This is a genomic window from Dehalobacter sp. (assembly GCA_023667845.1).
Classification (GTDB): domain Bacteria; phylum Bacillota; class Desulfitobacteriia; order Desulfitobacteriales; family Syntrophobotulaceae; genus Dehalobacter.
This window is the reverse complement of sequence record JAMPIU010000143.1, coordinates 180,388-201,396: the sequence shown is the minus strand read 5'-3', so window position 1 is coordinate 201,396 and position 21,009 is coordinate 180,388. Positions and strand designations below refer to the sequence as shown.

Genomic DNA, 21,009 nt, shown 5'->3' with positions numbered 1-21,009 from the left:
ATAAAATCTTGTATCATAAAATTGTGTATCCTATCGTTGTATATCCTATAGCTGTATATCATGTGGTCTCTTATCCTAAATGCTTTTTAAAAACTCCGGGCCAAACGAATCAGGGAGAAGATCCTTCAAACAAATTTTCCTGATTTCTCCGCTGCCATTGCTGAGCAAAACAAGGCAGTCCGAGGCGAACTCCCGGATCACCTGCCGGCAGGCACCACATGGGGACGGCATCTCCTCGAGCGGAACTGCGATAGCAACCGCTTTGATCCGCCTTTCCCCCAATCCGATCCCATGGAACACGGCATTGCGTTCCGCACAGACACTCAGGCCATAGGAAGCATTTTCGACATTGACACCGGAAGTAATCCTTCCGGATTCCCAGAGAACGGCGGCGCCAACCTTGTAGCAGGAGTAAGGGGCATAAGCCTCTTCACAAGCCTGATGCGCCTGGCGAATCAGCTCCGTAGCCTGATTGATATCCACAGCCTGTTCGTTCTTCATCTCATTCCGCCCCCCGTCTTAGATAATAACAACGCTACGACTTGCAGACCTCCTTAAACAATCCTAAGATCAGTCTGTGGGCTACAGTTCCGCCGTGAGCGGAGCATGGAGTGCGAAGCGCGGCCTTTTGACGGCCACGGATGGCCTAATGTCGCGATGCCATGGATGGCAATGGCAAGAAGCGACGCGTCAAGGAGGACGCAACAACCGAAAGGTGGTATTGTCGCCCACAGACCTACCCTAAAAAATCTTTATCAAATAAGATCCAAAAATAATGATCCCAATAACGACAGCCTGGATAGCGGCAACCAGTACGGCACCGGAAGCAACATCCTTGCCGAGGCCGGCAAGGGGATGGTACCCGGGTTCAGCCAGATTAATCGCCCTTTCCAGCGCGGTATTGAACAACTCCGCCACCAGAACGCTGCCAATGGCATAAATAATAAACAGCCAGTGAACGCCTGAAAGACGAAAGTAAGCGCCTGCCAGAACAACAACCGCAGCGGCAAAAAAATGAAATCTGAGGTGTTTTTCTGTTCTCAGCGAGTAAGCAATCCCGTGCAAAGCCCCTCTGCAGCTGCCGATAAAACCAGCAGGCTTACGGATATCCGGCATTATTCTTCCCCCTTGTCAGCGCAGCAGGCTCAGCTGATCCATAACCTGTTCCTCCAGACGCCGCATGACACTGGAATCCTCCTCACTGCCATGATCGTACCCCAGAAGGTGCAGTGTTCCGTGCACTGCCAGGTAAACAATCTCTCTGGCAAAGGAATGCCCATACTCAATGGCCTGAGAACGGGCTCTTTCGACAGAAATCACGATATCACCGAGAGTCGTATCGCAGTAGCTGAAATCATCGTCATCCTCTTCGTACTCCTCAAAATTATCTTCTTCGTATTCGTCAATATTTTCATCTTCTTCGTCAATAATTTCTTCGAGAGAATACTCAAGCCATTCTTTCTTATCTTTGTCCGACTGAGGATTATAATAAATCTCCGGCTCCCCTTCCCCCTTTTCCCGAAGGGCAAAAGACAGGACGTCCGTAGGGCTGTCAATTCCGCGGTACGTCTTATTCAGGAGATGAATGGATTCATCATCGGTCAGGACAAGTCCGATCTCAGCGTCATCCGGGCCGCCTCCCTCAAGAAGCGCTTTCTGAATGCCCGTACGAAGCAGTTCTGCTATTTTATTTTGTTCATCTTCTGCAACAGAATCCTCTTCCCAACTGATATCTAGTTCCATTTCCCAGAAAAGACCTGCCTTTAAAGAGCAAGTCTTTTTCTCCCCCCTATCCGTGAGAATTATTTTTTTCAGATGACGAACCAGGCTCGCTGTCCTGCTTAGTCGGAGACTCATTCTCTTTTTGCGTTTTGGGTTCCTCCTGTTTCTGACCCGTGCCCGCTTCCTCTGCCACTTTGGTCTTGGCGGACGGCAATTCAGGGTACTCGATCCTGGAATGGAATATTCCGCTTAGAACCTTAACAAATGCTATAGATATCTTATCCAGATCCTTAAAGGTTAAGTCACATTGGTCAAGCAGACCCTCATCAAATTTCTCCTTGATAATCTTACGCACCAATCCTTCAATTTTTCCCGGCGAACTGTCCTTCTGGGAACGAACGGCTGCTTCAACATTATCCGCCAGAAGAACCAGCGCCGCCTCTTTAGACTGGGGACGCTGCCCGTCATACCTGAAAGCTTCTTCCGAAATATCTGGATTCTCTTCGAGTGCTTTATGGTAAAAGAACGATGCCGTGCTGTCCCCGTGATGCTGCGCAATAATATCCTGAATATTGGATGGAAGCTTATGCTCTTTGGCCATTTCTAGTCCGTCTTTGATATGGGAAATGATAATTAGGGAACTAAGCGTCGGGGCAATCTTTTCGTGGGGATTATCCTTGGAAAACTGGTTTTCTATAAAGAAGTACGGTCTTTTCAGCTTGCCGATATCATGATAGAGCGCACCGACTCTGACCAGCACAGGGTCAGCTTTAATTTCTTCAGCGGCAGTTTCAGCCAGATTCCCAACCAGGACGCTGTGATGGTAGGTCCCTGGAGCTTCGATCAATAAGCTTTTCAACAGCGGCGCATTCGGGTTGGATAATTCCAACAGCCTTACCGCCGATGTAATGTTAAAGCCCTGTTCCAGCCAAGGCAAAACACCCATGGTAAGAACAGACGTCAGAAATCCGTTGGCAACGCTCAGCATGCATCCGATCAGCCAATCGGTCGGACTAATCTGAAGGATCAAGGCAACACCGCTTACAAGGGCAATGTTTACCAAAGCCACAAACAATCCTGCCCTGGCCAGCTCAGAACGACGGTCCAGTTTAGCAACACCCTGTATTCCGACGATGCCGCTAAGCAAAGAAAATAAGGCTGCCAGCGAACCTGCTGCTCCCATATTCCCTGGATCTGCCATCATCCCGGTGAAAATAGCCAGAATGACGCCTACCAGAACTGCGATCTTAACGCCAAGCAGGAGTGTAACCGTCATCGTAACCCAGGCCGCAGGTATCAGGATAGCCGTCAAAGTGTTTAAATCATTGTCCCCAAGACTGATCGCCATAAAGGCTTTACCCATGGCCAGCGCAACAATCATCAGAAGTCCGATCAGCACCATCCTTTGCCAGTGGGTAAACGTGTCGGGGCTGAACTGGTAGGCGAACAAAATCAAAATAATCATCGAAACCAAGACAATCATTGCAATACCGGAAGCCGGCTTCCATGGAGATTCTACTTTGATCAATCCGTACGCCTGCAGGGCCTGATAAATCTGATCATCAACAATTTCCCCCGGTCCTATAATTTTTTCATTTTCTCGATAGGTCCGGATGGATGGTTTAACCTTAGAAATGGCAATATCCTGCATTTTCTTTGTCGCTTCTTCATCGATGGTCAGTGTCGGTTTGATCACACACTGTTCAATAAATTCATTGATAAGTTCTTTCACAGGTTCAGTTACATTGGATTGATTGATCTGTTCACTCATTCGGTCCTGTAAAAGTGATACTTCTGCCTGATATCTCGCTCCGGTCTCGGCATCGCTTGCTATCCCAAGGATGACAACTGAACTAGTTCCGGAGGCAGATACAATCTCGTGATCAGACAAATTCAGCAGCGCTTCAAGCGTGCTGTTCGACAATTCGCTATAAGGGACTTTCTTGCGGAGCTCGTCCATTTTTTCTGTAAGACTGTCCTTAGAATCTTTCTGATCCGCCAGAATCTCAAATGTCCGATCCAAATCTTTTGACAAGTTGGAAATTTGATCGTCATCGGCCATATAAACAGGTCCGACTGCATTCGCTGCTGCTTTTTGTTCCTCCTGGAACTTGGCAAGATCCGTCACTTTCTTTTCATAAGGTGCCGTGATCAATTCCGGACTGGGCTCACCGGATTCAATATTTAATTTGGACTGAAAAAGATCCGAGGCCAATATCGCGGTTAAAAGAATAAAGAACAGCAGAAATAATGCTATCTGGTATTTTGTCATAGCATTCTTGGTCTTTTTAGGCAAAAGCATTGTTTTCAATTTTTTATTCAAGTCCCATCAATCCTTACCGGACTGCTTGTCCTCTTTTATATCTTGCGCATCGTAAGCGTGAATAATGCTTTGTACAAGCGGGTTACGTACAATATCGTCCAAAGTAAAGTAATGGAAGGAAATATCTCCGATACCTTTCAGGATATGTTGTACTTCAATCAGCCCTGAATAATTACCGCGGGGAAGGTCAACCTGAGTAATGTCACCGGTAACCACTGCTTTGGAGGCAAATCCGAGCCTGGTCAGAAACATTTTCATTTGCTCCGGAGATGTATTTTGGGCCTCATCCAGAATAATAAATGAATCGTCTAGCGTACGCCCGCGCATATAGGCCAACGGAGCAATCTCAATCGTGCCTTTCTCAATATACCGTGCGGTCGTTTCCGGTCCAAGAAGATCATAGAGCGCATCATAGAGCGGCCTGAGGTACGGATTGACCTTCTCCTGCAAATCCCCGGGCAAAAAACCGAGTTTTTCTCCGGCTTCCACCGCAGGCCGGGTGAGAACAATCCTGTTCACCTCTTTGGCCCTCAGCGCCTTGACCGCCATGACCACCGCCAGATAGGTCTTTCCTGTCCCGGCGGGTCCGATGCCAAAGACGAGTGAATCCTTGGCAATGGCTTTAACATACTTGGCCTGTCCGAGCGTCTTGGGTTTAATCGGCCGCCCCCTTTGCGTCGTCGCGATGATATGGGTGAGGTTTTGAGCCATATCCTTCACGCTGCCCTCTTCCACCTGGGAAACAACATAAGTTACATCGGCCAGAGTCAGTGTATTGCCTTTCCGAATTAAGTCCAGAAGCTGTTTGAGGACTGCTTCGGCAAGCTTGACCTGTTGTTCTTCACCTGAAATCGTCATCTCTTCACTGCGAAAAACAATCTGACAACCAAGACGCTCTTCCAGAAATCTTAAGTTGACATCCTCGAGACCGAACAGGTTTAATGCTTCATCTTTGTCTTTCAGGTTTAGTTTCGATTCATTACGCAAATGTGAGTTCCTCCAAATGCAAGGATATTTGCTTATTTTTTATATACCGCGATATCTTCAAAGGTCTCAATTTCAACCCTGACATGTTCCGTTCCTTTTTTGGATGAAAGGATCCGGACTTTATCGTGCAGTACTTTGACCCCTGAAGGCAGTTTTTGTTTCAATTCCTCCCTGGCCAGGGTCTCGGCAAGCTTCTTTGCTTCTGCTGCTGTACGGCTTACATGTGCTTTTTGAGTTTCTTCATAATGTACTTTTAACAATTCGACAGGAAAACGCCAATTCCTCCAACCGGGCAATGCATATGTGCAGGTTTCTTGGATCGAATCTGAATAGGGGCTGTCCTGATTCATTATCATTATTACACGATTATTTATTTTTATTCCCCAGCCATTGGTCCTATTTGCTGTCTTTTCCGTCCTATCTTCTTCCATGGGAATAATCTTGTCCGCGCTGTACCAGACCCTTGCCCGGACAAAGCCTTTGGCCGCCGGAGCATCGGTCGCGTTTTGTTTGGCTCTGTTCTGACCAGATACATCAAAGCTGTATTCCGTCATTCCTCCTGCAGCCTTGATCAAAACCTGTCCGGCAGTAACCAGCTGTCCTTCAGCAATTAGCGCCTGCCCCTGAATGACGATCACATCTTCCACATAGCCTGTTTTGGCTGCCAGAAGATCTCCCTGGAATAAAACAGTTTGCGGCAGGGTTTTTTCGACGACTCTGATTTTGATATTCGTTCCGCGCTCTTCCATCGTCATCCAGACCAGGTCAGGTATGCTCTCTTGAACTTGTTTGCTCATCTGATCAAGGTCAAGGGAACTTTTCAGCACCCATTTATTTAAGCCGGCTTTCCCGGCTTCAGCAATAATCTGATCCGCTGAAACTCTGCTGTTTCCTTCCACACTAATGGAAAGTACATACTGAGAAAGAACCGTGAGTGCTGCAATGATGATAAAAACACCAAAAATCAGACCCTTGCGTTTTTGCCAGCGTAGCGCTACAAACGGAAACCCGTATCTGTTCCGGATGTTGATTTTGATTCCTGCTTTTTTGGCTGCCTTGCGCAAACGTCTGAAATCTGCGGCATTGATCTCGGCCAAAAAGCTATCCGTCAATTTTTTTCCATTATAAAATTCAATCCTGTCTTTAAGCGCCTCATTAATAAATCCAGCTAAATTCTTACCCTGCGCTTGAATGGTTACCCTTCCGTGCAGGTATCTGCCAAATTTTCCGAACACCTTCAGCCCTCCCCAAAGCTTAGTCCGGTTAACCGGCCGCGGATACTGATCTCATGATCCTGCACAGCGGTAAGAATAAATTTATCTCCGTTAAGGCAGAGTTTACCCTCGGAAGTCCGCAAAGTAATTTCCTGATCCGAAAATCCGACCACTTCATCAAAATATTCTATGATGATCTCACTGCGTCCGATAATGGTTATTTTAGGTCCGTTATCCAGGACATCCGTCGGAAACTCCAGGATCTCACCAGCATGTTTCTGAAGCCTTTTCAGCACGCTTACCACTCCCTTCATAGCATGTCTATGCACCAGGAGCAGAGAATAGTCCAAGCAGTTAGCGGGAGACCCAGAGGAACAGGGGAGAGCAAAGGAAAATGAAAGAGCAGATGCTCGCTCATTTTTAATATGATAGCTTAATGGACGCAAAATTTAACGTCAGATTTAACGTCATGTAGCCTATTCTCGGCCAAGCGGAGCACGCGGCGGCACTGAATGTGCCTAGGGTCGAATGCGTCATGGACGACATGGCATTCGATAAGAAGCGCGGCTTTTCAACGTCCATGGCACAATAGACGAAGAGCGGTTAGGGTTATGGCTTAAACCCAGAGTATACCAATTAAAACAAAAAAACTGCCGCTTATGTTTTAGCGGCAGTTTTTCACTACTCTTTTTTAGGAACCCAAGAGTCCTCTCACGACTTGATTCACAAGCTTCCCTTCGGCTCTTCCTTTTATCTTCGGCGTAATAATTCCCATGACTTTCCCCAGATCTTTGGGGCCTTGGGCACCGGTTTCAGCGATGATTTCTTTAGCTATTTCGCGGATTTCCCCTTCAGTGAGCTGCTGAGGTAAGTATTCCATTAGGATGGCGACTTCCTCTTCGAGCTCCTGAACTTTGTCGGGCCTGTTCGCGTTGGCAAACTGTTCCATCGCATCCCGCCGCATTTTTAACTCGCGGGCAAGAACCTCGATAACCTGATTATCATCGTTGAACTCCATTTTCTTGTCTATCTCAGCGTATTTGATGGCAGCCCGTACCATTCGGATAACAGAAAGTCTAACCTTCCCCTCCTCTTTGGCCTTCATAGCTGTCTTCATATCCTCAACCAGACGATCCTTCAGGGACAATTGGAGCCAACTCCCTTATTTGAATTTACGTTTCCGCGCAGCCTCAGATTTCTTTTTTCTCTTAACGCTTGGCTTCTCGTAATGCTCGTGTTTGCGAGCTTCCGATAATACCCCCGAACGTTGACAATTTCGCTTGAACCGGCGGAGTGCGGAATCCAGGGATTCATTTTTACCGACTCTGACTTCACTCATTTTTTATCCCTCCCTCCACTGGTAAATGATACGAAATAATTATAAAGGATGAATATGGACACGTCAAGCTGGAAGGAGCCTGCTTTTTTGGCATATCAAAACACAACTCAGTCCTAATCTGACGGTTTTTCCAAAAGATGTTTAGCCGATTTTCTTGCCCAGCGGCTTGCCGCCGATCAGATGATAGTGCAGATGTCCGACTTCCTGACCTCCGTCAGGCCCGCAGTTTACAACAACTCTGTAGCCCGATTCCGCGACCCCGAATTCTACTGCAAGCTGCTTGATCAGGACAAAAATCCTGCCGGTCACAGCCATGTCATCTTCTGTCAGATCATTCAGACTGGTCAGGTGTTTTTTCGGAATAACCAGAATGTGAACAGGCGCCACGGGGTTAATATCCTTAAAACACAGGATATCTTCGTTTTCAAAGACGATTGCTAAAGGAATTTCCTTGTTCACGATTTTGCAAAAAATACAATTGTCCATAGGCCGAACCTCCAATTTTTTATCCTGGCGGCCTTTGCTGCCGGGTTATTCGCTTTTCGCAATGACTGTCTTGCTGAGAATATTCTGGTCACATTGCTCCAGCGTCTCTGCAAAAGGAGTAAAGATATACAAAAGGACTGTACTGTCAAACTCCTCAAAATATCTCACATAAATTCTTGTACGGGATGCAATCAGCGGGAAATCCTCCAGGCTGGTTTTTTTGAGCGGATTGCCGTACTGAATGTAAGCGCGACGGCTGCCTTCATATTTGTGGGCCGGACTGTTTACCAGGATGATTGCATCGATTTGTTCCCAGCCCTCATAACCCGCATATGCGACTCTGCTCTTGACCTCGGAGGAAAGAACATCCATTTTTTGCTGCTCGACAGGGCAGCCCAGGCTGTCCAGGACCAGCTTCTTATAATCATATTCCGTTACAGCCGTTATTTCACTGATATTCAGCTTTCCATCTGCAGAAAAACCATACTTGCTTTGCCCAGAGTTGTCCTTGATCAGATATCCGCCATAAAAGCTCGCATAATAAGGCGAATCATCCTTGTAAAGCGTGGACGAACCGTAATTCCAGCTGAACGCGCCAAAATTATAGATCATCGACAGGGAAAGGTCTCTTCCGGTGTACTGCGAAAAACCTTCATTATCGTTAAATACCATGACAAACGGGTACCAGTCTTTTGCTTCCGTACTGGAACCGCCCGGGATCTGAACAGAGACTTGCTGTTTATCCATCAGGCTCTTGGAATTTTCATATTTGGTGTAAGCCCACATCACCGCATAGCTTCGGACTTGTGCGTACAATGGTGCTTTTAATAATAATACACCCAGCGCAATGACTACAATTAAAACAATAATAAGGGGCTTCTTCCAATTCCCGATCTTCTTCATTGTAGCTCCTTGTATTTTGAGGATCATTTGTTAATTATTATATTATAAAATATTAGAAGATTAAACACCATTTGACAAATTGTGCTTTATTCAGCTTCATTGATTTCTCGGCTAGCAGCGTTTCCCGGGACAGAAACCAGATCCTCCTCGCGGACAGTATAAGTGATGAGATCACTCTCAGCCAGGCTGGACGGAATTCGAAGTTCCAGATAATTTTGGGTATGTCCGCGGGCTCTTCCGTCTTGATCCACATTTTCCAAAATTACTTCAAGCTGTTTTCCGATAAATTTTCTCTCGTATTTTCTTCGGCTCTTTTGACCGATCTGAATCAGTTCCCTGACCCTGGCTGTTTTGATACGGTTGGGTATCTGCTCCGGCATATCCGCCGAGGGCGTACCGGGCCTCCGGGAATAAGGGAAAACATGAATACCGGAAAATTCGCAGCTCTCAACAAAACGCAGGCTGTCCTGATAATCCTGATCTGTTTCTCCGGGAAAGCCGACCATAATATCGGAGGCGATTGCCGCGTCTGGAACTCTGGCCCTTATCTGCTTCAGCAAAGCAGCATAATCCTCTGTCGTATAAGGTCTGTTCATTTTTTTCAGGATCTTGTCGGAACCGCTCTGAAGCGGAATATGGAAATGGGGACATACTGCTGCATTGACAGCAATAACCTCCAGCAATTCCAGCGAAAACTCCATCGGTTCAATCGAACCAAGCCGGAGTCTCTTCATCCCCGGAAGCTTCACCAGCTCACTGACCAGAAGTCCCAGATTCATATTCTTATGGGCAAAGTCCCTGCCAAAGGCGCCGATATGAATACCGGTCAGTACAATTTCCTTGTATCCTGCCTTCAGAAGTTCCCTGGCCTCCCGGTAGACATTTTCAGGATCACGGCTGCGTGACGGCCCCCTGGTATAAGGTACGATGCAGTATGTACAAAACTGGCTGCAGCCATCCTGAATCTTCAGCATGGCCCGTGTCCTGTTCTCATTTTTGATCAGCGGAAGCTCCTCATATTTTACGCTTTCCTCAAAGCTTTTGACCTTTCGGAGAGGTCTTAAAGATTCGATCGGCCTCTTTGCTGAAGCATCGACAGCACGTTCGTCCTGAATATCGCGTAAAAACTGAAGCAGGGAACTCCGGTCCTGAGTTCCCATGATCAGACCGACTCCATCGATCCCTGCAACCTCATCAGGACTTAGCTGGGCATAGCAGCCCATGACAGCAATGATCGCCTCCGGATGATCCTTGACCATCTTGCGGATGAGCTTACGGGATTTCATGCTCCCTGTACCGGTTACGGTGCAGGTATTAATAATGATCACGTCGGCAGAATCAGCCTCCTGGACGGTCTTATAACCTTCACCGGCCAGCAGCTGAGAAAGTGCTTCGCTTTCAGTCTGGTTGACCTTGCAGCCAAGCGTCAGAAAACTTACCTTCAAGCCTTTCAGGGTTTTTGAGCCCTCCGGGCCTTCAAAGCTCCCTGCACTTCCTATGCTATCAAAGTTCTCCGAACTCGCCTTACTCCCGGTTATTTTTTGATTATTTTTGTTATTCATACGCTTGGCTTCTTTCCCTCGCAACAAATACAACCTTCTTCAAATAACTGCCTGTATAGAAAACATAAGAATTATTTCCGGCTTATAGACTGACATAAACGACCATATGATCAGGCTGGGGGGCAATTCCGCTGTGATTGGAGCACGGCTTTTGAATGGATTATGCCATCCATGGCACGCGGATATTATGTCCTACAAACTTACCCCAGATTTACCCGAGATCATCGAAGTAAGCGAGCGTCATCACAAGAGCTGCCAGAGCCGCCGTCTCTGTCCGCAGAATACGCGGTCCCAAAGAGACACTCCTGGCCTGAAGTTTTTCCTCGGCCCAGGCCACCTCTTCCGGCGCAAAGCCCCCTTCGGCCCCGATAAGTACAGCAATCGGGTATCTGGGTTCATATCCCTGAAGCACTTCCTTTAAGGAGTGCGTCTTTTCATCTTCATAAGGAATCAGCCACTGCGTCTCTGCCGGCAGCAGTCCCTTCAGTTGCGTCCAATCGGCTACTTCCATAATTTCCGGTTCGATGACCCGGTGAGATTGTTTCACAGCCTCAGCCGCGATTCTTTGCCAGCGGACTACCCTGTCCCGTGCTTTAGTTCCTTCCAGTTGCAGGACAGACCGTTTCATCCTTAAAGGGATAAATCCGGCCATTCCGAGCTCAGTCCCTTTTTGGATGACCCACTCCATCTTTTCTCCCTTGGCCAGTCCCATGACAAGGTATACCCTTGCCTCTGCTTCCACGTCAGGGAATTCCTCTTCAACAACTCTGCAGCGAGCTGAGTCCCTGGCTAGTTCTTCAATGACCCCGACCCACTGACCGCCGGAATTATCAAAGCCCATGACTTTAGCGCCGCATTCAAGCCGCACCACATGCGTCAGGTGATGAAGTTCTTCTCCGGTTATGTTAAAAGTGTCCTTTTCGCGGGACGAGATTTTAAAACGGTGCATAGGATTCCCTCTCTCAATACACTCAAGCAAACGTAGCTTTCAGCAGTACCCAGCCTGCATCTTCAAGCCTTCCGATACAGCGGAGACCTGCCGCATTCATTTTTTCCAGAACATTGTCTTCCCGGGTATCAATGATGCCGGAAGCAAGAAGGATACCCTCCGGTTTCATCAGCTGAGGCAGGGAAGGCAGGAGTTCAATGATTACATCCGCGATGATATTGGCGATGACGACATCAGCTTTCCCCGTAAAGACCTCACCGAGGTTTCCCGTTTCGACCTTAATTTTATCTTCCATGTGATTCAGCGCTGCATTTTGCCGCGCAATCCGCACAGCCAGGCGGTCAATGTCTCCGGCCTGGACGTTTGCGCCAAGCTTGGCGGCCGCCACAGCCAGGATCCCGGAGCCGGTGCCAATATCAAAGACGTCCGAACCTTCCTGAATATGGTCTTCCAGCTCCTCCAGGCAGAGAGCGGTTGTCGGATGGGTACCCGTCCCAAAAGCCATCCCAGGATCAATCTCAATGATGACCACCTGATCCTGCGTATCCACCTGTTCCCAGGTCGGTTTGATCAGGAAGCGTTTGCCGATTCGGACTGGTTTAAAGTATTGCTTCCATTCGTTCTCCCAGTCTTCTTCCTTCACCATCACGGAATTCGTTTCCACTATCCAGTCCGGAAATAATTCCTTGAAGAGCAGAAGTTCTTCCCGTAAGGAGGCGATCCTGGGACTTAAGCTTTCATCCTCCGGGAAATAGCCCTTGACCACACACTTTCCCGTTACTTCCAAGTCCGCATAGATGTGATAATCCCAGATCCCGGATTCAACATACCCATTAATCAGCTCAGGCGATTCGATAACCACACCCTTGCTGCCTATCCGATATAAAAGATCGGTAACAGCCTCCTCTCCCTCAGATGATACTGTTACCGCTATCTCAGTCCAATTCATGGCTAACTCCCTTTTCTCAGATCTTATTCGCCGTTAAACTGCAATTAACCGATAGCATCCCGGACATTATCCTTCACCTTGTCCCAAAGCGATTTTTTACCAAGCTGCTGGCCTTCGGTCGTTATTTTTCCAAATTCGCTGAGCAACTCTTTCTGCCGTTCCGTGAGTTTGGTAGGCGTTGCTACAATCACCCTGACATGCTGGTCACCGCACCCGCTGCCTCTCCGGTAAGGAACACCCATTCCTTTGATTCTGAAGACTTTCGATGTCTGGGTTCCTTCGGGTATCTTTATTTTGACATCGCCGTGAAGGGTAGGCACGTCAATTTCATCACCCAGGGCGGCCTGAACAAAAGTGATCGGAATTTCAACGTAGATATCATTGCCGTTTCTCTGGAAGAATTCATCCTTCTTAACGAGCAGAACAACATACAGGTCTCCGGACGGTCCTCCTCTTTCTCCGGCCTCGCCATAACCGCTGTAACGCAGACTTAATCCATCCTCCGTGCCTGCCGGGATATTGACTTCGATCTTTTTTACTTCTTTTACTTTACCCTTGCCATTGCATTTGCTGCACGGAGAGCTGATCATTGTCCCTTTTCCGCCACAAGCAGCACAAGTCTTGGTCGTAGCGATTTGCCCGAACGGTGTACGCTGAGTTGCCCTGATCTGCCCGGTACCGCCGCATTGTGAACACGTGGTCGGATTCGTGCCGGGAGCTGCACCGCTTCCTCCGCACTCGGTACAGTATACTGAGACCGGAACTTCAATCTGCTTCTTCATGCCAAAGGCAGCCTCATGCAGCGTGATGGACAGATCATATCTCAAATCGGCGCCTTTCACCGGGCCTTTTCTTCTGGAGCCTCCGCCCATACCCCCGCCGAAAAACATTTCAAAAACATCTCCAAGGCCGAAATCAGCAAAATCAGAGAAATCGCCAAATCCTCCAAAGCCCTGTCCGTTAAAGTCCACCCCGGCGTGGCCATATTGGTCATATTTTGCTTTCTTATCCGGATCGCTCAATACCGCATAAGCCTCAGTAGCTTCCTTAAAGCGTTCTTCCGCTTGCTTATCTCCCGGTTTGACATCGGGATGGTTTTCCTTTGCTATCTTCCTGTAAGCTTTTTTAATTTCATCCACGCTGGAAGATTTGCTGACACCCAGAACTTCATAGTAATCGCGTTTCATAATTTAAGCTGAAACTCCTCCCTAAATATCAATACAAGACCGCATGAGACATAAATAAGACCTGCATTCCTCCGAATGCCGAAGCAGGTCCAAAGATACTGCTGCACCCTTAGACCCTTTTGATTACCTATAGACTCTTTCTAATGTATCATTATACTACCATTATTATTAATATGTTAAGATTCAAGGCGCGTTGTACCGGTATTTAGCTTTAAGGCTAAATACCGGTACTTTTTGTGTTTTAATATCGTTGTTATCTGCGGACTCTTCATGATCAATCGATTAAACAAATGATCTGATTCATACTGATTCTGTTTATTTATCCTTGTCCACTTCGGTATATTCAGCATCGACAACATTGTCATCTGCCTTGCCGGCTCCGGTATCCTGCTGTCCTGGGTTTGGTCCCGCGCCAGGTCCCTGCGGACCTGCACCGGGTGCTCCCTGCTGCTGATACATTTTTTCCACAAACGGATAGAGGATTTTGGTCAGCGCTTCCGATTTTGTATTAATTTCCTGGACATTATCGCTGCCGGCCGTGGCTCTGAGTTCTTCAGCAGCCTTCTTAATCGCATCCCGCTCGGCGGCGTCACCTTTGCCTTCAAAGTCCTTCAGGGTCTTTTCAGCCTGGTACGCGAGTGAATCTGCTTGGTTTCTGGCATCAATCAGTTCTCTGGCCTGTTTGTCTTTCTCAGCATTGGCCTCGGCATCCTGACGCATCTTTTCAACTTCATCTTTGCTTAAGCCGGTTGAAGCCGTGATGGTTACTTTCTGTTCATTACCGGTTGCCATATCTTTCGCCGAAACGTGTACAATACCGTTTACGTCAATATCAAATTTGACTTCGATCTGCGGCACACCTCTTGGGGCAGGCGGAATTCCGGTAAGCTGGAAGCGGCCGAGCGTCTTATTGTAAGCAGCCATCTCGCGCTCACCCTGAAGCACATGGATATCTACCGAAGTCTGGCTGTCGGCTGCAGTCGAAAAGACTTGGGATTTGGTGGTCGGAATGGTCGTATTCCGGTCAATGATCCTGGTGAATACACCGCCCAGGGTTTCAATCCCGAGGGAAAGCGGGGCAACGTCGACTAGAACAATATCTTTCATTTCACCAGCCAGAACCCCGCCCTGGATAGCCGCGCCGAGCGCAACGACTTCATCCGGGTTAACACCTTTATGCGGTTCCTTGCCGCTGATTCTCTTAATGGCTTCCTGGACTGCAGGGATTCTGCTAGATCCCCCGACAAGAATCACCTGATCGATTTCGTTGAAGGAAAGTTTGGCATCTTCCATCGCTTGACGGGTAGGTCCCATCGTTTTTTCGATCAAATCTGCTACAAGCTCTTCAAATTTGGCGCGGGTGATATTCATATCCAGATGAAGCGGCCCTTCAGCAGACATCGTAATAAACGGCAGATTAATATTGGTTTGGGCAACGCCGGAAAGCTCAATTTTGGCTTTTTCAGCAGCTTCCTTCAGACGCTGCAGGGCCATCCGGTCTTTGGCAAGATCAACACCGTTGCTCTTTTTAAATTCGGCAACAATGTAATCCATTAAACGCTGGTCAAAGTCGTCACCGCCGAGAAGGTTGTTTCCGTTTGTCGCTTTAACTTCGACCATTCCCTGACTCAGTTCAAGGATCGAGACGTCAAATGTTCCGCCGCCAAGGTCGTAAACGAGTACAGTCTGGTCATGTTCTTTGTCAAGTCCATAAGCCAGTGCTGCTGCAGTAGGTTCATTAATAATACGCAGAACTTCAAGACCCGCGATCGTGCCGGCATCTTTGGTAGCCTGACGCTGAGCGTCGGTAAAATACGCCGGAACGGTGATGACAGCCTGGGTGACCGAAGACCCTAGATAAGCTTCCGCATCAGCTTTGAGCTTCTGCAGGATCATTGCAGATACTTCCTGCGGTGTATAGGATTTATCCATCAAAGTCACTTTATAGTTTGTGCCCATATGACGCTTAATCGAACTAACCGTGTTGTCCGGATTGGAAACAGCCTGGCGTTTGGCCACCTGACCTACTAGTTTCTCGCCGTTCTTGGAGAAGCCGACGACTGAAGGTGTAATGCGCGCTCCTTCAGGATTAGGGATTACAACAGGTTCACCACCTTCAAGCACTGCAACACAAGAGTTGGTGGTTCCTAAGTCAATACCAATTACTTTACCCATTTGATTTCCTCCTTGCAAATTCTCATATCGTATTTTTCGTTTCTTTTAACTCATATACTCTTTGATCAGACTGAGATTTAGCTTAATACTATCAGCCTGAAACTTTGACCCGGCTGGGCCTGATCACTTTATCCTTCAGATAATATCCCTTTTGAAGTTCTTCCAGAATCATATTCTCCGGCTGGTCGGATTCTTCTTTCAGCAGGGCTTCATGGAGATTCGGATCAAATTCCTGGCCGACGGTTTCAATGATCTTGAGCCCCTCATCTTCCAGGACTTTCAGAAACATTCTTTCGATCATTTCCACACCCTGTGATAATGCTTCAAAATCGTTGTTTTTTCGACTGGAAGCAATTGCTCTTTCAAAATTATCCAGGACCGGCAGCAAGGAATGTATGACCCTTTCCGAAGCATACCGGGCAGTGTCTTCTTTTTCCTTCTGGGTTCTTTTGCGGAAATTGTCAAATTCAGCTTTCAGTCTTTGCATCTGGGCATAATAGTCTTCCGCTTTGGACTTATGCTCTTCAATTTCCTCACGCAGGCGCTGCAAATGATCGACAGGATCAATCTCCTCAGTCAGGCATTCTTCATTCTCCTGCCCAATGTTCTGGTATTCTTTATCTTCCTGAGCGTTTGCAGACGCTTGATTTGTTTTTTCTTTGTTCACGCAGTTGCCTCCCTTCTTGATCTAAGTCCGGGGCCTCCGGTACCTCTCTGTCAGCAATTCGGTCAAGCTGTTTGTCATATAGTCTACAATCGCGATCGCCTTGCCGTAATCCATTCTGGTCGGACCCAAAACGCCTACTGAACCAATCTGTTTCCCGTTAACCTGGTAGGTTGCAGATATAATACTGCAGTTTTTAAATACCTGATCAGCATTTTCCGCTCCGATCATGATACTTAATCCTTTTTGATCATGACTTAGAAGCTCCTTCAGCTTATTGTTCTCCTCAAATACGGAAAAGAGACTTCGCACTTTATTGATATCCCTGAATTCAGGCTGATCAAGCATATTTAATGTCCCGCCAAGGTAGACCCGTTCTTCGGACTCTCCATCCTTATCATCAAACATTCTTTCCAGAGTACCCATCATTCCATCAATAATGCGGCGTTTTCTGGAGAGCTCGCTGTATATTTCGTTGATCAGGCCTTTTTTCAGATCCTGTACCCTGGTTCCACTCATTTTCTGGTTGAAAATATTCGCCAGAATCTGAAGTTCCTCCGGGCTTGTATCCGGACCGATATCGACAATATTATTCTCTACCGAACCATTCTCTTTCACGGTCACCATGATGGCCTTCCCCTGCTCGTAGGGGAGAAAATGCAAATTCTTTAGAATACCGCTTCGGCTTTTTGGTCCAAGTACAATGCTGGTCAGGTTCGTCACTTGAGAAATAAGCTTTCCGGTGTATTCGATGACTTCCTGCACTTCGCTGAGTCTGCTGGTGATCTCCTGGTTGATATTTTTCTTTTCATCATGGTTCAGGCTTAAAGGATCCATCAGATAATCGACATAATAGCGATAGCCCGAGTCGGAAGGAATCCTTCCTGCAGATGTATGGGGCTGTTCAATAAGTCCCAACTCTTCGAGATCTGCCATCTCATTGCGGATCGTCGCCGGAGACACCCCCAGCTCAAACTTTTTGGAAACGGTTCTGGAACCGACAGGCTCCGCGGTGGCAATATAATCCTGCACAATCGCTTTTAAAATCTTGTGTTTTCTTTCATCCATTTCCATCAAAGTGCCACCTCCGATTGATTTGTTAGCACTCTACCAAGGTGAGTGCTAATCATCTGAACATAATTTAGCATGATGGTAAAATAATGTCAAGAGGAATCATCATCGAATCGTGTACAATGCAGCTGCAATTCAGCTTAGAGCATCGTTAAATTCAGCTACAAAATGAAATCCACCAGAACCGCATTGAGCACGAAAAAGCAGGCAGGGTTAATTTTCAACCTGCCTTCGGCAAGCCGGAAAATATCTCTATCAATATAGTTTTGCAAAATTTGTCCATAAATATCCTGAATTTCTGTTTGAAATTTGGCAGAAAATTCTACGGTGTCGATTCCATCTGCCGTACGCAGCCCCAGCATCATAAATTCAGAGATCTGCTGCTCTCTGGTCAGTACTTCGGTTGCAGAAGGGTCCAAAGGCCTTTGTCCTGATTCCAGCATCCGTGCATACCCCGCAATATCCTCCGTATTCTTGGTTCTAGCATTGTGCAGGCACGAGACTGCCCCCGGTCCAAGACCGATATAATCCTGCCCTCGCCAATAAGACCGGTTATGTTTGCATTCAAAACCGGGCCTCGCAAAGTTGGAAACTTCATAGCGACCATAGCCGCAGCTTTGAAGATAAGAAACCGCCCATTCGTACATATCGGCCTGCAAATCGTCATCCGGCAGACGATCCAGGCGATTCCGGCTGTTCAAGCCATCCAGGGTTTCTTTGCAGTCCGGACTGCCTGCCTGACTGTATGCATATTCTTTATGCAGCGGGGTATCTTCCTCAAGCGTAAGTGCATAGAGTGAAAGGTGTTCAGGCCACAACGCGATGGCCTGGCGAAGCGTATTCTGCCAATCTCCCATTTTCTGTCCCGGAAGTCCAAAAATCAGGTCAAGATTCAGGTTATCTATCCCCGATTGTCTGACAAGGGTGACGCTCCTGTGAATATCTTCCGCGGTATGAATTCTGCCGATGCTTTTCAGCAGACGGTCATCAAAGCTCTGAGCGCCGAGGGATATCCGGTTAATCCCGTACGTCCGGCAGATTATCATTTTTTCCCGGTCGAGTGTACCGGGATTGCACTCAATTGTCTTTTCGATAACCTGACCGTTTCCGGAAGCATCGCTAAGGGGATTCTTTATTGGATCAGAAATATCTGTTGGGTTTGTCCGGTTCGGGGACTGAAAATAATACCGGCAAATTAGACTGAGCAGCCGGTCAAACTGACCTGCATTCAAAACGGTGGGTGTTCCACCCCCGATAAAAAGAGAAGAAACCCCCTGGGGGGCTTCCTTCGCTCGCAGCTCAAGCTCCCGTTCCAGTCCGTGCAAATAGACGGAGACCAAATCGGAGGCCGGGTCTGACAATAACATATGATCAGCTTCATCTACGCTACCGGATATTCTACTGTCTGCGATAATGGGGGCAGTATAAGGCACCGAATAGAATGCGCAGTAGGAACATTTTTTTATACAAAACGGAACATGAACATATAAAGAAGTCATGCTAATCACCTAATACAGCGGTTTTTAATATTTACGTTCCCAGGCTGCAGACTAAGTCACCGTAATGGATGGTCAACACCAAGCGGAGCACGGCGACGGTGCAGGAGGTGCCTAGGGTCTAACCCGAGCAAAGCAAAAAATTAATCGTCCATCTTGAGCACGGCCATGAAAGCGTCCTGGGGTATTTCCACGCTGCCAACTTGTTTCATGCGTTTCTTGCCTTCTTTTTGCTTTTCCAGCAGTTTGCGTTTCCGGGAAATGTCACCGCCGTAGCATTTGGCCAGAACATCTTTGCGCATAGCCCGGATATTCTCCCTGGCAATGACCTTTGCTCCGATCACGGCTTGGACAGGTATCTCAAACATCTGCCGCGGGATCAGGCTGCGCAGCTTTTCAACAAGTTTGCGTCCACGGGAATATGCTTTGTCTTTATGGACAATGAAAGAGAGTGCATCGACAATTTCAGCGTTCAGCATGATATCGAGTTTCACAAGATCCGCTTCCTTGTATCCAATCAGTTCATAATCCAGAGACGCATACCCTTTGGTTCGGGATTTGAGCTGATCAAAATAATCGTAAACAATTTCGCTTAACGGGAGCTCATAATAAAGACTAACCCGGGAAGCGGTGATGTAATCCATGTTTAGGAACGTACCCCTTTTCTCCTGGTTCAGTTCCATAATGGTACCTACGTACTCGGAGGGTACCATAATCGTAGCCTTGACCACAGGCTCTTCAATCGATTCGATCTTTCCTTCAGGCGGCAGAAGCGCAGGGTTATCAATAAAGATCTGTTCCTTGGCCGTGGTATTGACTTTATAAACAACGCTCGGTGCAGTCGTGATAATACTGAGACCGAATTCCCTCTCAAGTCTCTCCTGGATGATTTCCATGTGCAGGAGACCCAGGAAGCCACAGCGGAAACCAAAGCCCAGCGCTGCGGACGTTTCATTTTCATACATTAAACTCGCATCATTCAGCTGAAGTTTCTCCAGCGCATCCTTCAGCCTGTCAAAGTCGGAGGTTTCAACCGGATAAAGGCCGCAAAAAACCATCGACACCGCTTTGCGGTAACCCGCTAGCGGTTCCGCAGCCGGATGGTCGTTATCCGTCACGGTATCCCCAACGCGGGTATCCCCAACATTCTTGATACTGCCTGCGATATAGCCAACCTGGCCTGCCCTCAGCTCATCGACAATCGTCATTCCTGGGGTAAAAACACCAACTTCGGTGATTTCAAACATTTTTCCGGTGGACATCATCCTGATGTTCGTTCCTTTGGAGACTTTACCGTCAAATAATCGAATATAAGGGATCGCACCTTTGTAGGAATCAAACTTTGAGTCAAAAATCAATGACTTTAAAGGTTCTTCGTCATCGCCCTTCGGCGGAGGAATCCTCTTGACAATGGCTTCCAGGATCTCTTCGACCCCAATCCCCATTTTGGCCGATGCGAGGATCGCCTCACTCGCGTCAATCCCAATCACATCTTCAATCTCCTGTTTGACTCTGTCAGGTTCTGCGCTTGGCAGATCTATTTTATTAATAACCGGAATGATCTCCAGGTCATTTTCCAAAGCAAGATAGACATTGGCAAGAGTCTGGGCCTCAATACCCTGGGCCGCATCGACCACCAGCAAAGCCCCTTCGCAGGCAGCCAGACTCCGGGAAACTTCGTAAGAAAAGTCAACATGTCCGGGAGTATCGATCAGATTCAGCTCATAGACCTCTCCGTCTTTTGCCTTGTAGCGCAAACGGACTGCCTGCAGTTTGATGGTAATACCACGCTCCCGTTCCAAATCCATGGAGTCGAGAACCTGCTCCTTGAGTTCCCGGGTGGACATGGTTCCGGTATACTCAATCAGCCGATCGGCAAGAGTAGATTTGCCGTGATCGATATGGGCAATAATCGAAAAATTTCTGATTTTAGATGAAGCGTTTGCCATGGATTTTCTTCTCTCCCCGAATATAATGCCAGC

The 21,009-nt window shown here is 47.5% G+C and carries 20 protein-coding genes; all 20 read right to left on the bottom strand.

The window, feature by feature from the left end; all coding sequences use genetic code 11:
- Positions 1 to 75 precede the first annotated feature (75 nt).
- The 20 genes from cdd to lepA all read right to left on the bottom strand — a co-directional run bounded on the left by cdd (position 76) and on the right by lepA (position 20,976).
- Entirely contained in the window at positions 76 to 501 is a 426-nt protein-coding gene (cdd, locus tag NC238_11800) for a cytidine deaminase (GenBank protein MCM1566603.1), read from the bottom strand.
- Between the two features lie 240 nt (positions 502 to 741).
- Entirely contained in the window at positions 742 to 1,116 is a 375-nt protein-coding gene (locus tag NC238_11795) for a diacylglycerol kinase family protein (protein ID MCM1566602.1), read from the bottom strand.
- Positions 1,117 to 1,131: 15 nt separating this feature from the next.
- Positions 1,132 to 1,743, bottom strand: coding sequence for an rRNA maturation RNase YbeY (ybeY, locus tag NC238_11790; GenBank protein ID MCM1566601.1), 612 nt, complete (start codon positions 1,741 to 1,743; stop codon positions 1,132 to 1,134).
- 46 nt (positions 1,744 to 1,789) lie between these two features.
- Entirely contained in the window at positions 1,790 to 4,045 is a 2,256-nt protein-coding gene (locus NC238_11785) for an HDIG domain-containing protein (GenBank protein MCM1566600.1), read from the bottom strand.
- Positions 4,046 to 4,051: 6 nt separating this feature from the next.
- Positions 4,052 to 5,032 (bottom strand): PhoH family protein, encoded by a 981-nt coding sequence (locus NC238_11780; protein MCM1566599.1) that lies wholly within the window; start codon positions 5,030 to 5,032, stop codon positions 4,052 to 4,054.
- 32 nt (positions 5,033 to 5,064) lie between these two features.
- On the bottom strand, positions 5,065 to 6,267 hold the full coding sequence (yqfD, locus tag NC238_11775) for a sporulation protein YqfD (GenBank protein ID MCM1566598.1): 1,203 nt from the start codon (positions 6,265 to 6,267) through the stop codon (positions 5,065 to 5,067).
- A gap of 2 nt (positions 6,268 to 6,269) precedes the next feature.
- Positions 6,270 to 6,542, bottom strand: coding sequence for a YabP/YqfC family sporulation protein (locus NC238_11770; protein ID MCM1566597.1), 273 nt, complete (start codon positions 6,540 to 6,542; stop codon positions 6,270 to 6,272).
- A gap of 395 nt (positions 6,543 to 6,937) precedes the next feature.
- Positions 6,938 to 7,393, bottom strand: coding sequence for a GatB/YqeY domain-containing protein (locus NC238_11765; protein ID MCM1566596.1), 456 nt, complete (start codon positions 7,391 to 7,393; stop codon positions 6,938 to 6,940).
- A gap of 15 nt (positions 7,394 to 7,408) precedes the next feature.
- Positions 7,409 to 7,585 carry a 30S ribosomal protein S21 gene (gene rpsU, locus NC238_11760; protein ID MCM1566595.1) on the bottom strand — a complete coding sequence of 59 codons (177 nt, stop codon included), beginning with the start codon at positions 7,583 to 7,585 and terminating at the stop codon, positions 7,409 to 7,411.
- 141 nt (positions 7,586 to 7,726) lie between these two features.
- The gene (locus NC238_11755) at positions 7,727 to 8,071 is read right to left on the bottom strand and encodes a histidine triad nucleotide-binding protein (protein MCM1566594.1); all 345 of its coding nucleotides are present in this window, start codon (positions 8,069 to 8,071) and stop codon (positions 7,727 to 7,729) included.
- Between the two features lie 45 nt (positions 8,072 to 8,116).
- A complete protein-coding gene (locus NC238_11750; protein ID MCM1566593.1) occupies positions 8,117 to 8,974 on the bottom strand; it encodes a hypothetical protein in 858 nt (285 codons plus the stop codon).
- A gap of 86 nt (positions 8,975 to 9,060) precedes the next feature.
- On the bottom strand, positions 9,061 to 10,536 hold the full coding sequence (gene mtaB / locus NC238_11745) for a tRNA (N(6)-L-threonylcarbamoyladenosine(37)-C(2))-methylthiotransferase MtaB (GenBank protein ID MCM1566592.1): 1,476 nt from the start codon (positions 10,534 to 10,536) through the stop codon (positions 9,061 to 9,063).
- A 211-nt stretch (positions 10,537 to 10,747) separates the two neighbouring features.
- Positions 10,748 to 11,485 carry a 16S rRNA (uracil(1498)-N(3))-methyltransferase gene (locus NC238_11740; protein MCM1566591.1) on the bottom strand — a complete coding sequence of 246 codons (738 nt, stop codon included), beginning with the start codon at positions 11,483 to 11,485 and terminating at the stop codon, positions 10,748 to 10,750.
- 22 nt (positions 11,486 to 11,507) lie between these two features.
- The gene (prmA, locus tag NC238_11735; GenBank protein MCM1566590.1) at positions 11,508 to 12,434 is read right to left on the bottom strand and encodes a 50S ribosomal protein L11 methyltransferase; all 927 of its coding nucleotides are present in this window, start codon (positions 12,432 to 12,434) and stop codon (positions 11,508 to 11,510) included.
- Positions 12,435 to 12,478: 44 nt separating this feature from the next.
- Entirely contained in the window at positions 12,479 to 13,621 is a 1,143-nt protein-coding gene (gene dnaJ / locus NC238_11730) for a molecular chaperone DnaJ (protein ID MCM1566589.1), read from the bottom strand.
- 315 nt (positions 13,622 to 13,936) lie between these two features.
- On the bottom strand, positions 13,937 to 15,796 hold the full coding sequence (dnaK, locus tag NC238_11725) for a molecular chaperone DnaK (GenBank protein MCM1566588.1): 1,860 nt from the start codon (positions 15,794 to 15,796) through the stop codon (positions 13,937 to 13,939).
- 91 nt (positions 15,797 to 15,887) lie between these two features.
- Entirely contained in the window at positions 15,888 to 16,463 is a 576-nt protein-coding gene (gene grpE, locus NC238_11720; GenBank protein MCM1566587.1) for a nucleotide exchange factor GrpE, read from the bottom strand.
- Positions 16,464 to 16,484: 21 nt separating this feature from the next.
- On the bottom strand, positions 16,485 to 17,534 hold the full coding sequence (hrcA, locus tag NC238_11715; GenBank protein ID MCM1566586.1) for a heat-inducible transcriptional repressor HrcA: 1,050 nt from the start codon (positions 17,532 to 17,534) through the stop codon (positions 16,485 to 16,487).
- 158 nt (positions 17,535 to 17,692) lie between these two features.
- Entirely contained in the window at positions 17,693 to 19,030 is a 1,338-nt protein-coding gene (hemW, locus tag NC238_11710) for a radical SAM family heme chaperone HemW (GenBank protein MCM1566585.1), read from the bottom strand.
- Between the two features lie 140 nt (positions 19,031 to 19,170).
- Positions 19,171 to 20,976 (bottom strand): translation elongation factor 4, encoded by a 1,806-nt coding sequence (gene lepA / locus NC238_11705; protein MCM1566584.1) that lies wholly within the window; start codon positions 20,974 to 20,976, stop codon positions 19,171 to 19,173.
- Positions 20,977 to 21,009 lie beyond the last annotated feature (33 nt).